Below are 12,541 nucleotides of genomic sequence, written 5' to 3' on the forward strand. Positions count from 1 at the left end.
CTCTACTACTGAAGCTGATACTTTTCTTCTTTAACTAAGTTAACCTCTTCCTCTAGATTAGAACTGATATAAACCTTATTGTCATCAGTAACTATAATTCCCTCTACACCCTCTATCTCCTCTATCAACCTCATTCCTTCTTCTAAACCTAAGTTATAAATAGCGGTTGATAAGGAGTCTGCTTTTAGCCCCTTTGGAGTTACAATAGTAGAGCTTATAATCCCCATATCACTTGGATAACCGGTATTAGTATCTAGGATATGATGATATCTAACCCCATCTTCGATAAAGTACCTTTCGTAATCACCAGAGGTATCCACTGACATATCCATCAAATTTACAATGGCTAGAACCTCACCTCTAGGCTCTCTAGGGTCTTGAATACCAACCCTCCAAGGATTATCATCTTCTCTAGCACCTAGAGTTGTTACACCTCCACCCATATTTACATAAGCACTCTTAATCCCATTGTCTCTTAAAAATTCTACAGCTTTATCGGCCGCATAACCTTTGGCTATACCTCCAACATCAATCTTCATCCCCTCTTTAGTCAAGAAAATCTCATTATTCTCATCGTTAAACTCTACTTTATTATAACCAATCAACTCTAAAGTCTCATCTATCTCCTCTTGACTTGGGACTCTTGCCTCATCTGTATTAATCCCCCACAATCTAACAAGCGGGCCAACAGTAGGATCAAAGGCTCCCTCAGTTAATCTAGCATACTCAATTGCCTCTTTGACTACATAATAAGTCTCATCACTAACAGAAACACCTTCCTTACCAGCAGCTTGATTAAGCCTATTGATATCACTACCTTCTATATTCATACTCATTTTATACTCAATATCGGATATAATATCAAAGGACTTCTCTAAAAGCTGTTCAGCCTTTGGCCCGTGAGCCCTAATCTGAACACTAGTTCCCATTAGATACTTTGTATCTGAACTTGTAATACTTTGATCAGTTGAACAACCTACCAAAAAGATACTTATTACTAATATTGATGTTAATATTATCTTATTTTTAAAAATCATACCTTTCCTCCTGACTAGTTTAATAATTAATTTAATTATAAGATTGCTTTGACTACAGTAAAATTATAATAAAAAATCCAACTAAAAATAACATAGCTACACTAATTATAAGACAACTTTGACCTCTATGCAACCTAAATTCTAAATTCCAGTAATACCATTGCAGATATCTTTTCTCCTTAAAAACTAAATACTATAGTATTATAAAAATATAACAACCCTTTAAAGGGTTGTTATTTTCTCTTTATTTAATGAAATACCTTCTTTCTCTTTTAACTTATCTACCCACTGCTTATCTAATTCATCAAATACCTTATTTGGAATAAGATAATTATCTCCAGCAAGCTTCAAAACCATAGTATTACTTTCTCTAAACTTGCTTATTTTCTCCTCTGTAGCTCCTTTACTCTTTAAAAATTTATAAATCATCTCATATCTAACCTTTTCAGTAATATTATAAATCATCTTTTCATGCATCCCAAAAAATTCTTTCATCAATTCATCAGTTGTACTTATTTCATTTGCAGAAACTCTCATTAATAATCATTCTCCTTTTTATCCATTAATTTATTGCTAACTATTGGCTAAAGTTAAAGGTTAAATAACTTAATAGTTTTTTGATATCTAATAGTCAATAGCTAGTGACATTATTTCATCTTATCCACTTCAATTTGCAGCTTACCTATAATCCTCTTTTCTAATCTTGATATATAAGATTGAGATATACCCAAGATATTTGCTACCTCTTTTTGAGTCAACTCTTGTTTGTTTTTTTGCAAACCAAAACGTAAGATCATTATCTTCTTTTCTCTATTAGTTAGATTATCCATAGCCTCCAATAGTAATTCCTTATCTACCTCTTCTTCTATATACTTATAAATCAAATCTATCTCTGTTCCTAAAACATCAGATAACTTTAGCTCGTTTCCATCCCAATCAACATTTAATGGCTCATCAAAAGATATCTCTGACCTCTTTTTATTATTCTTCCTTAAATACATCAGTATCTCATTCTCAATACAACGTGAAGCATAAGTAGCCAATTTGATCTTCTTACTTACATCAAAGGTATTAACAGCCTTGATTAAACCTATAGTCCCTATAGAAACTAAGTCTTCAATATCTATTCCTGTATTATCAAACTTTCTTGCTATATAAACTACTAACCTTAAATTCCTTTCAATTAAAACGCTTCTAACTGCACCATCACCCTTCTCTAACTTTGATAAAAGATATTCCTCTTCTTTATTAGATAAAGGTGGTGGTAATGCCTCACTATTACCAACATAAAACACCTTCTTAGCATTATAAAGACCTATAAATTGTAATAACTTAATAAAATATAACCTGAATCTTAATCTCATCTGTATAAACGCAGAACCCAAATTAATCTCCCCCTTATAAGATTATTATCCCTTAAATATATCTGGATTTAATAGAGCCTGATAACTATTATCTTTGTCAAACTTTTGATTCTGTAAAGCAATAATCACTCGTTTTGTTGTAACTATCTCCTCTTTGGTAACTACTGTAACCTTATCAGGCCTAAAACCAACCAACATCCCATTCTCATTACCCAGTGATGAAAATGGAATTATCCTAAACCTATTAGACCAAGGTGTATCTGTCATATCATCTAATATACTAGTAAAATCTAATCCATGTTTATAAAAAGAAGAACTTATTTTATCTGGCAATATATCAAGCATAGCCTCTATCTCTATTACTATAACAGGAACTCTTGTCAAAGGATCCTCTAATTGATTGCCTGTATCAACTAAAGCCTTAACCTTTAAAAAACAATCATTAAAATTAATTATAATAGGTACACAAAAATTATCTGGTAAAAATCTTTGTTGAATTAACATCCAACCAAATTTACCTATTATAATAATTATTAAAAAACCCATAATTATAATCCACATATTGTCTGGTGATATATTCAATACTTGGGCCAAACTATCTAAAGGACTACCTCCAGTTAGATTATAAAGTGCTAATATTGCTCCTGCAGTAACAAAGGTTATTAAATAAAAGTAACCTACTACTTTCATAAAGTACTCTCTTTTTAATGGTGCAAAAGCTACTAAGATCATAATTATAGATATTAAAAAATGAAAGAATATATTATTTAAGTAAGCAAAGCCTGGCAGAACAATCATAATAGTATAAAGTGTTCCTACTATAGAAGTTAGTAATAGCCTCCAGATACTATAATCTAACTCTGACAACTTAGCGGTTGCCCAAATTATCAAATAATTCATTATTAAATTTATAATAGCCAGTAAATCCAAATAAACTACTAACCTCATCTCATCACCTTATTCCCCCTATTAAAGATTATATTAATCCAAAATTAAAATATAACTAAAAATTTTGATTTAAATTATATTAATCAATCTACTTTAGTAAATTGATGTCGAAATAAAAAAATCTCGATACCCCTTGGGCATCGAGATTAATTTTATGATTTTCTATTTCTCCTTAAGAAAGCCGGTATATCTAAATCATCATTAGAAAAAGGCTTTATATCTAGATCATCTCTCTTTAGAGTCTCTTCTTCAACCTCTTCCTCTTTTACAACTTTCTCTTTTTCTTGGCTTTTAGATCCACCACCATCAAAACCTGTAGCTATAACTGTAACTTTAACTTCACTCTCTAGATTCTCATCCACAACTGTACCTAATATAATATTGGCCTCAGGATCAGCTACTTCAGAGATCACCTTAGCAGCTTCATTAGCCTCATGTAAGCCTAAATCTCTACCTCCAGTAATATTAAGCAAAACACCTTTAGCACCATCTATTGAAGCTTCTAGTAATGGAGAAGCAATAGCAGCCTTAGCCGCATCAGCAGCTCTATTGTCACCAGTTGCATTTCCAATTCCCATTAGAGCAGATCCAGCATCCGTCATAATGGTCTTAACGTCAGCAAAGTCTAAGTTAATTAGTCCGGTAATAGTAATCAAATCAGATATACCTTGAACACCTTGCCTTAAAACATCATCAGCTGTCTTAAAAGCATCAATTAAAGTTGTCTGCTTCTCTACAACATCCAATAATCTATCGTTAGGAATTATAATTAGGGTATCTACCTTCCCTTTTAACTCCTCAATCCCACCTTGGGCCTTCTGCATACGCTGACGCCCTTCTACAGTAAAGGGCTTAGTTACAACTCCAACAGTCAATGCCCCTGCTTCCTTGGCAATCTCAGCCACTACAGGCGCAGCTCCTGTTCCAGTTCCGCCACCCATACCAGCAGTTATAAATACCATATCTGAATCACCTAAAGCGTCAGCAATCATTTCCTTACTCTCACGAGCAGCCTCTTGTCCAATCTCAGGGTTGGCCCCTGCACCTAGTCCATTAGTAAGCTTATCTCCTATCTTTAAAGTTACCTCTGCACGAGATGATACTAAGGCTTGACCATCAGTGTTAACAGCAATAAATTCTACACCATTTAATCCAGACTCTATCATTCTATTAACGGCATTATTTCCTCCGCCACCTACTCCAACCACTTTTATATTTGCAAACTGCTCCATTTCAGAACCGAATTCGAACATCAGTCATCCTCCTTACTACCTCTTATTAGAATTTACTTATAAACCACTGTCTGATCTTATCGAAAAAATCAGTTATCAGCTGTTCTTCTCCCTTATCCTTTATTGAATCATTTTGAAATACCTCTGCTCCATAATGAACTAATCCTACACCAGTAGAGAAGATTGCTCCATTATCTTCAGAAAATTGGGTGTAACCTTCACCAATATCATAAATAGATCCATCTAAATACTCTAAAAGGCTATTTATATTATCAGGAACACCAATCCTAACAGGCAGACCAAGCTTTTTAGAAGCCAATTCTGGAATCCCCTCTAATAAAGATCCTCCTCCAGTCACTACTACTCCTGCTGGAATTATTCCATCATAACCTGCTTTAGATATCTCCTGTTTAACCAAGCTAAAGATTTCATCAACCCTTGGTTCAATAATATCATCACATAAATGTCCCCTTGAAATAGACCTTGTCTTCATTCCACATGTACCCAAAACATCTATCTTCTCTTCAGCATCAATTAAATCAGCACTGGCACATCCATATTGTATCTTTATTCTTTCAGCATTGTTACTAGGAGTTCTCAGTCCTAAAGCAATATCTTTTGTAACATGGTCACCACCTACAGGTAAAATAGACGTATACCAAATACTTCCATCTTTGAAGATGGCTATATCCGTTGTCCCTCCCCCAACATCAACTAAAACAACTCCCAAATCCTTCTCACTAGCAGATAGTACAGCCTTACTTGCTGCCAAAGGTTGTAATACTATCCCTTCAACACCAAGACCAACTTGATGAACACTTTTAACTAGATTTTGTATGGATGTTACAGATCCCGTCACGATATGGGTCTCTGCTTCTAATCTAACTCCTGACATCCCTAATGGATACTTAATATCTTTGCATCCATCTACAATAAATTTCCTAGGCAGAACGTGAATAATCTCACGCCCTGGAGGAATAGATATTATCTTAGTAGCATCAATAACACGCTCAATATCATTTCTAGTTATTTCTTTATCTTCACCTCTTACTGCGACTACACCAGGGCTATTAATAGATGAAATATGTGAGCCAGAAACCCCTACAAAGACCGACTCTAGCTCTACACCTGCCATTCTTTCAGCCTTAATTACAGCCTTTTCAATAGAAGAGACTGTATCATCTATATCAACTACCACACCCTTTTTCAAACCAGTAGAAGGGCTAGTACCAATTCCGATTATTTCAGCTTTTTTATCATCTTTCATTTCAGCAATAATAGTACACACTTTGGTCGTCCCTATATCAATACCAGCAACTATATTCCTAAGCGCCACTAGATGCCCCCCCTTCTTTAGCAATTCCTTTTATTTTATTATTAATAAAATATTATTATCAATAAAAATAAATTTTAAGAGTCCTTTTTATATATTATTTTCAACAAATACATTAGATCCCCTTTTTTAATATCAATATTTTCTAAAAAAATTCATTCCTTTAATTTTACAATTATATTATTCTCATACCTTAAATCAATATAATCCACATCTACTCTTTTGGATTTAATATCGCTATAAACTGCTATGAATATATCACTTTTACTCTTAGCAGAAAAATCCAACCCCAGTTTAACCCTAATATTATCACGTAAAAAAAGTTCTATTCCACTATTAGCAAAAACCTCCACTTGATAAACTTCATCTAAAATCCAATCCGGTAGTTGACTTAGATAATCAACTACCAATTTGAAGTCATCTTCTAATTCCACCCTCTTCCCATCTTGGGATCTATCAACCCCCATAAAGAGAGGGAATTTACTTAAAGATAAATTATTAGAAGTTGCTAATATCCAACCATCTTTATCTATGATCTGATAAGGAGCTTTTCCACCTACCATTCCAATAGGCCTTCTTTCATTAATTTCTATAACTAATTTATTAGGTACAGATCTAGATATAGAAGCTCCTCTAACCTCAGGTAATTCCAATATCTCATTTGCTAAATTCTTACTATTAACCCTTAATAAATTTTCTCCTTTTATATCGAAAGAATTTATAAGGTAATCTTTCTTCAAAAGATTATTTCCAACTACTTTTATATGCTCAATTTCAAAATAATTAGAGTTTATAAATGATATTATACTTATTATCAATAATAAGATAAAAGAGATAAGATAAATACTTTGCTGCTTGTCCAAATTATCACCCCACTATTTAAAGAGGATAAGGGTCAAGAGCTAATTAAAATTAGCTCTTGACCTTAAATCAATCTAAAGCATACTCCAATATCTTAGCTACCAATTGATCAAAATCTATCCCTGCTGACTTAGCTGCTTGAGGCAAAAGACTTGTTTCAGTCATACCAGGAATTGTATTAACTTCTAAAAGATAAGGTTCTCCTTGCTTACTGATCATAAGATCTACTCTTCCCATACCTCTACACCTTAATACCTTATATGCTTGTAGAGCCAAATCTTCAGATTTTTTATAAACTTGTTTATCTAAAGAAGCTGGGATAACAAATTCAGTCATTCCTTTAGTATACTTAGCATTAAAGTCATAAACCCCCTCATTAGGCTTTATCTCTATTATCGGTAAGAGTTGAGGATCTTCATTTCCTAAGATACCTATAGTTATCTCTCTACCTTCAATAAACTCCTCAACTAAAACCTCTACATCGTGTTTTAAAGCCTCTTTTATAGCAGTTATTAAATCTTCATCTTTATGGACAATCGATAAACCTATACTAGAACCTTCTAAAGCAGGTTTAACTACTATTGGAAGTTCTAATTCTTTAATCAACCCCTCTTTTAAAGCCAAGAGATCTCTTTCTAAATCCTTAGAGGTTAAGGTTTTAAACCTCGGGGTTGCTAAGCCTTGTTGCTCAAATAATCTCTTAGACATTACCTTATCAATGGCTAATGCACTAGAGAGAACTCCTGACCCTGTATAAGGTATACCTTCAATATCTAATAATCCTTGTATAGTCCCATCTTCTCCATAACGTCCGTGTAATGCTATAAAAGCTAGATCAATATCTTTATTCCTTAAACTACTATGTAAATTATAAGCTGGATCTAAATCGAAAACTTTATATCCTCTAGCATTTAATGCATTAAGAACTGCTTTACCGGTCTTTAAAGAGATCTCTCTTTCAGCTGACCTACCCCCTCTAATAACTCCAATCTTCTTATCCTCTAACACTACAAATCTCCTCCTAATCTGTACGAGATATCTGAGCACCTAAATTAGATAGCTTCTCTGTTAACCTTTCATACCCGCGATCAATATGATATATATTCTCTACTATCGTCTCACCTTCAGCTGCCAATCCAGCTAAAACTAAAGCAGCTCCAGCTCTCAAGTCGGTAGCCTCTACGGTTGTACCAGATAACTTATTAACACCTTGTACAATAGCAGAATTTCCTTCTATCTTGATATTTGCCCCCATTCTTCTGAGTTCATCAGCATGCTTTAATCTATTTTCAAAGATTGTTTCAGTAACTACACTTGTACCCTTAGCAATAGATAAGAAAGTCATCAACTGCGCTTGCATATCAGTAGCAAATCCTGGATATGGTAGTGTCTTGATATTTACTCCATCCCAACTAATATTTCCTTTAACTCTAATCTTATCCCCATCTACTTGAAGATTAACTCCAGCTTCAACTAACTTTGCAATAACAGATTCAATATGCTCAGGTATTATATCATTAACTATTAAATCTCCTTTAGTTATAGCAGAAGCTACTAAGAAAGTTCCTGCCTCAATCCTATCAGGGATAACTTGATAGTCAATAGATTTTAACTTATCTACCCCCTTAATCTTGATAACATCAGTTCCAGCTCCACGGACTTTGGCCCCCAACCTATTTAAAAAGTTTTGTAGATCAACTATCTCAGGTTCTCTAGCAGCATTATAGATTACCGTCTTCCCTTTGGCCCTAGTAGCTGCCATCATAATATTCTCTGTTGCACCTACACTAGGAAAATCTAGATGTATCTCTGCTCCCTTTAGGTTTTTAGCCTTACCCTCTAAACAACCATGTTTTTGTACAAACTCCACACCTAAAGCTTTCAATCCCTTCAGGTGCAAGTCTATTGGTCTTGGGCCAATACTACAACCACCTGGCTGAGAAATCTTCACTTGACCAAAGCGAGCAACCAAAGGGCCCATTAAAAAGACAGTGGCTCTCATCTTTCTCATCAAAGAATCTGCTATCTCATAGGAATCTAAATTTGAACTATCTACAACCATCTCATCATTCTCTTCTTTAACAACAGCCCCTAAGGACTCTAAGACTTCTTTCATTACCTTAACATCACGCAGTTTAGGAACCCTACCTATTCGACACTCACCTTGGCTTAAGACAGTCCCAGCCAAGATTGGTAGAACTGCATTCTTAGCTCCACTAACCTTAACTTCACCTTCAAGCTTCTTACCACCTTCAATTAAAAATCTTCCCACTTTTACTCACCTCCTAATAATTTAATCTAAATACTTTACTTCCCTAACTAACTTTACACCAAATTTCTGATAAACAAGATCCTCTATCTTAGAGATCAACTCAACTACATCTTTAGCTGTAGCTTCACCAGAATTAATTATGAAATTAGCATGCTTAGAAGAGACCTCAGCCCCCCCTACCTTCAAACCCTTTCCTCCGGCAAGATCAATCAATCTTCCAGCAGAATCTCCTTTAGGGTTCTTAAAGATACAACCTGCATTTGGTTTAGAAATTGGCTGACTTCTCTTGCGCTTATTAATTAAATCCTTCATCTCTTCTTCTATCTCTTTAAGATTACCAGGTTTTAAAATAAGCTCTACCTCTAATATTATATCGTTATTACCTTGAAAAGAGCTTCTACGATAACTAAACTCTAACTCTTCACTTAAGTACCATTTAATCTCTCCATCTTCCTTTATTATTTTAACCCTAGATAGCAAATCCCCAATAGATCTTAAATCACCAATTCCAGCATTCATAAAAGTAGCACCACCAACAGTAGCAGGAATACCAATTCCAAACTCTAGACCACTTAATCCTTTCTTAGCAACTTCAAGGGCCAACTTAGGTAGCAAGACTCCTGCTCCTACTCTTACCTTATTTCCAGCAAATCTTATTTTTTTATTTATCCTAGTTAATTTAATCACTACTTCAGATAGACCAGCATCATTGATTAAGAGATTACTTCCTCTTCCAATAACTCTATAAGGAATTTGATTCTGATAAAGATATGTAATCAGCTCCTTTAATTCACCAACATCTTCAGGTATCACAAGGATGGCAGCAGGGCCACCAATTTTAAAGTAGGTATGATTTTTTAAAGGTTCATCAACTAATACCTCTCCCTTTGTCAACTTTTTAATAGCAACCTTATGAACTCCTTCCATTTTCTCAACACCCCTATATTTCTAGTTTAACTCGAAAAGATATTAAAAATTAGAATTATTTATAAAAATAAATAATAGGGGCTAGCTCCTTGATTTTAAGCTTACAATTGTAAATTTTACATTCTATGTTCCCAATTGTCAATTAAATCAAAGTACACCCCATAATATGCAAATAGAATTTAATCTGTTAATAAAAAACTTGTCCTAGTTGTTGAGTGCTTTGTGCTAAAGATCTAAAGGTCTTGGCTCATAAGCTCATAGCTCATAGCTCACCAGCTCCTCAACCAAAGCAATCAAATTATCTATCGCGTGGGGTTGGCCCAAATCTTTACTTGTCTTAGACATTTGTAAAAGTTTTTTTTCATCTTCAAGAATCATATTAACAATAGAAGAAAGCCCTTCTCCAGTTAAGTCCTTATCTAAAATAACCTTTGCAGCCCCCTTCTTTTCTAATGACCTTGCATTATGTTCTTGATGGTTCTCAGCAGCATAGGGATAAGGTATCAATATAGAAGGAATCCCACAGGCTGTAATTTCAGCTAAAGCTGTTGCCCCTGCACGGGATATTACTAGATCAGCCACTTTTAAAGCAGCCGACATCTTGTAAAGATATGGTTTAACTTTAATATTCCCTTGATCTTCTATATTTATTCCCAACTCCAAAGCCTTATCTTTAACTTCATCAAAACCTTCCTTACCGGTAATATGGAGCAGTTGAAGATTTGAATTTCGAATTTGAGGATATAGATACAAAAGACTCTCGTTAATACTTTTAGCCCCCCGGCTACCACCAAAAGCTAAAATCACCTTTCTATCTTTATCCAAATTAAGATCTTTATAAGATTCAGCCTTATCCTTAGTCAGAATCTCTCCTCTAATAGGGTTACCGGTCAGCTCTACCTTTTGAGGTGAACAAAAATATTTCTTGGCATCAATATTACTTAGGGCAACCTTATCTACAAACCTGGCAAGTAATTTATTTGTTATGCCTGGATAAACATTTTGCTCATGAATTAATGTAGGAACTTTTTTTAAAGATGCTGCTAAAACAACAGGACCACATACATACCCTCCAGTACCTATAACTATATTAGGTTTAAAAGACTTGATTATCCTCTTAGCCTGAATAAAGCCCAATCCACTCTCTAAAACTGACTTGACCAATTTAAAGGAGACCTTCCTAGGTAGACCTGATACTTTGATAGTCTTTAATTTATACCCTGACTTAGGAATTATATCAGACTCTAATCCAATCTCTGTTCCTACAAATAAAATTTCTGCACCTTCATATCTCTCTTCAATAGCTTTGGCAATGGCCAAACCAGGGTAGATATGACCCCCAGTTCCTCCGCCCGAAATTAATACTTTCATATATCAGTCACCCCTAATTAGTAGTATAGCAAGACACATTTAACAGTATACCTACACCAATCAACATAAAGACCAGAGATGATCCTCCATAACTAATAAATGGCAAAGTTATCCCTGTTACAGGCATAGAACCACTTACAACTGCCATATTAATAATAGCTTGTAAGGTGATCATAGTCGTTATTCCTACAGCAAGCATACTTCCAAATAAATCTTCTGCATATAAAGCAGTCTGTAACCCTCTCCAAGCAAACAAGAAATAAAGAGCTATTACTGTAAATATACCTATAAAGCCCAACTCTTCTCCTAAAACCGAAAAAATAAAATCCGTCCCAGGCTCAGGTAAATAAAAGAACTTCTGCCTGCTCTTACCCAATCCAGCTCCAAACAACCCTCCTGAACCAAGAGCATATAAGGATTGTATAATGTGAAATCCAGTTCCTAAAGGATCCTCCCAGGGATCTAAAAATGATAATAGCCTTCTTAGCCTATAAGGTTCTGTTATAATCATATAAAATATTCCAGGTACAGCTAAAGAACCTAGACCACCAATATGCAATATCTTTGCACCTCCAGCTATAAACATAACCATTATGGTTCCAGCTATAGTTACAGCCGTTCCTAAATCAGGTTGTAGCATGATCAACCCAAAAACTACCCCCAAAATAACTAAAGGTTGTAATAAGCCTCCCCAAAACTTCTTCATTTTCTGATCCTTTAAAGATATATACCTAGCCACATAAACTACCATAGCTACCTTTGCCACCTCAGAAACCTGCAATGGAGGAAGTGGACCTAGAACTATCCACCTAGTAGACCCTTTAACCTCTCTACCCACGCCAGGAATCAAAAGGACTATCAAAAGAACTATACTTAGAAGTAAAAATTTAGGTGCCCACTTTAAATATTTATGATAATCAATCTTCATTACAAATAACATAGTAGTAACTCCAACAACAGACCAGCCTAATTGCCTCTTTAAAAACCTAAAACTGTCACCATAAGTTTGATAAGCAGATATTGAAGTTGCACTAAAGACCATTACAACTCCAATCCCCAATAAAGTTATCAAAACAAAAAACATAAAAAAATCAGGAGATTTGGCTTGCCTAAACTTTCGCTGTAACATAAAATCACCTCCTCTTAAAGTTCAGTTAATGAAGAATATTAAATAGTTAATAAATAAAGTCAAAATC

At 34.5% G+C, this 12,541-nt stretch carries 12 protein-coding genes; all 12 read right to left on the reverse strand.

The window, feature by feature from the left end; genetic code table 11:
• Window positions 1–5: 5 nt before the first annotated feature.
• The 12 genes from HALSAC_RS0104680 to ftsW all read right to left on the reverse strand — a co-directional run bounded on the left by HALSAC_RS0104680 (window position 6) and on the right by ftsW (window position 12,474).
• The gene (locus tag HALSAC_RS0104680) at window positions 6–1,037 is read right to left on the reverse strand and encodes an FAD:protein FMN transferase (protein WP_027339292.1); all 1,032 of its coding nucleotides are present in this window, start codon (window positions 1,035–1,037) and stop codon (window positions 6–8) included.
• A 222-nt stretch (window positions 1,038–1,259) separates the two neighbouring features.
• Window positions 1,260–1,574 (reverse strand): hypothetical protein, encoded by a 315-nt coding sequence (locus HALSAC_RS0104685; RefSeq protein WP_027339293.1) that lies wholly within the window; start codon window positions 1,572–1,574, stop codon window positions 1,260–1,262.
• A gap of 110 nt (window positions 1,575–1,684) precedes the next feature.
• Window positions 1,685–2,401: an RNA polymerase sporulation sigma factor SigE gene (sigE, locus tag HALSAC_RS0104690; RefSeq protein WP_035571424.1), complete on the reverse strand. Its 717-nt coding sequence runs from the start codon at window positions 2,399–2,401 to the stop codon at window positions 1,685–1,687.
• Between the two features lie 45 nt (window positions 2,402–2,446).
• The gene (spoIIGA, locus tag HALSAC_RS0104695) at window positions 2,447–3,349 is read right to left on the reverse strand and encodes a sigma-E processing peptidase SpoIIGA (RefSeq protein WP_027339295.1); all 903 of its coding nucleotides are present in this window, start codon (window positions 3,347–3,349) and stop codon (window positions 2,447–2,449) included.
• Between the two features lie 152 nt (window positions 3,350–3,501).
• Window positions 3,502–4,602 carry a cell division protein FtsZ gene (ftsZ, locus tag HALSAC_RS0104700; RefSeq protein ID WP_027339296.1) on the reverse strand — a complete coding sequence of 367 codons (1,101 nt, stop codon included), beginning with the start codon at window positions 4,600–4,602 and terminating at the stop codon, window positions 3,502–3,504.
• A gap of 25 nt (window positions 4,603–4,627) precedes the next feature.
• A complete protein-coding gene (gene ftsA / locus HALSAC_RS0104705) occupies window positions 4,628–5,917 on the reverse strand; it encodes a cell division protein FtsA (protein ID WP_027339297.1) in 1,290 nt (429 codons plus the stop codon).
• A 152-nt stretch (window positions 5,918–6,069) separates the two neighbouring features.
• Window positions 6,070–6,777 carry a cell division protein FtsQ/DivIB gene (locus HALSAC_RS0104710; protein ID WP_027339298.1) on the reverse strand — a complete coding sequence of 236 codons (708 nt, stop codon included), beginning with the start codon at window positions 6,775–6,777 and terminating at the stop codon, window positions 6,070–6,072.
• Window positions 6,778–6,844: 67 nt separating this feature from the next.
• Window positions 6,845–7,783 carry a D-alanine--D-alanine ligase gene (locus HALSAC_RS0104715; protein ID WP_027339299.1) on the reverse strand — a complete coding sequence of 313 codons (939 nt, stop codon included), beginning with the start codon at window positions 7,781–7,783 and terminating at the stop codon, window positions 6,845–6,847.
• Window positions 7,784–7,796: 13 nt separating this feature from the next.
• Complete coding sequence (murA, locus tag HALSAC_RS0104720; protein WP_027339300.1) at window positions 7,797–9,047, reverse strand: UDP-N-acetylglucosamine 1-carboxyvinyltransferase; 1,251 nt, start codon at window positions 9,045–9,047, stop codon at window positions 7,797–7,799.
• A gap of 21 nt (window positions 9,048–9,068) precedes the next feature.
• Window positions 9,069–9,974 carry a UDP-N-acetylmuramate dehydrogenase gene (gene murB, locus HALSAC_RS0104725; RefSeq protein WP_027339301.1) on the reverse strand — a complete coding sequence of 302 codons (906 nt, stop codon included), beginning with the start codon at window positions 9,972–9,974 and terminating at the stop codon, window positions 9,069–9,071.
• A 255-nt stretch (window positions 9,975–10,229) separates the two neighbouring features.
• Window positions 10,230–11,345 carry an undecaprenyldiphospho-muramoylpentapeptide beta-N-acetylglucosaminyltransferase gene (murG, locus tag HALSAC_RS0104730; protein ID WP_027339302.1) on the reverse strand — a complete coding sequence of 372 codons (1,116 nt, stop codon included), beginning with the start codon at window positions 11,343–11,345 and terminating at the stop codon, window positions 10,230–10,232.
• A gap of 13 nt (window positions 11,346–11,358) precedes the next feature.
• The gene (gene ftsW / locus HALSAC_RS0104735; protein ID WP_027339303.1) at window positions 11,359–12,474 is read right to left on the reverse strand and encodes a putative lipid II flippase FtsW; all 1,116 of its coding nucleotides are present in this window, start codon (window positions 12,472–12,474) and stop codon (window positions 11,359–11,361) included.
• Window positions 12,475–12,541 lie beyond the last annotated feature (67 nt).

Origin of the sequence: Halonatronum saccharophilum DSM 13868 (genome assembly GCF_000517025.1) — a bacterium.
In the GTDB taxonomy this organism is placed as follows: domain Bacteria; phylum Bacillota; class Halanaerobiia; order Halobacteroidales; family Halobacteroidaceae; genus Halonatronum; species Halonatronum saccharophilum.

Excerpts from the sequence above, each read along its gene's own strand:
- murB (WP_027339301.1), bottom strand. The coding sequence starts at position 9,974 with ATGGAAGGAGTTCATAAGGTTGCTATTAAAAAGTTGACAAAGGGAGAG.
- spoIIGA (WP_027339295.1), bottom strand. The coding sequence starts at position 3,349 with ATGAGGTTAGTAGTTTATTTGGATTTACTGGCTATTATAAATTTAATA.
- ftsZ (WP_027339296.1), bottom strand. The coding sequence starts at position 4,602 with ATGTTCGAATTCGGTTCTGAAATGGAGCAGTTTGCAAATATAAAAGTG.
- HALSAC_RS0104685 (WP_027339293.1), bottom strand. The coding sequence starts at position 1,574 with ATGAGAGTTTCTGCAAATGAAATAAGTACAACTGATGAATTGATGAAA.
- murG (WP_027339302.1), bottom strand. The coding sequence starts at position 11,345 with ATGAAAGTATTAATTTCGGGCGGAGGAACTGGGGGTCATATCTACCCT.
- HALSAC_RS0104680 (WP_027339292.1), bottom strand. The coding sequence starts at position 1,037 with ATGATTTTTAAAAATAAGATAATATTAACATCAATATTAGTAATAAGT.
- sigE (WP_035571424.1), bottom strand. The coding sequence starts at position 2,401 with ATGAGATTAAGATTCAGGTTATATTTTATTAAGTTATTACAATTTATA.
- ftsW (WP_027339303.1), bottom strand. The coding sequence starts at position 12,474 with ATGTTACAGCGAAAGTTTAGGCAAGCCAAATCTCCTGATTTTTTTATG.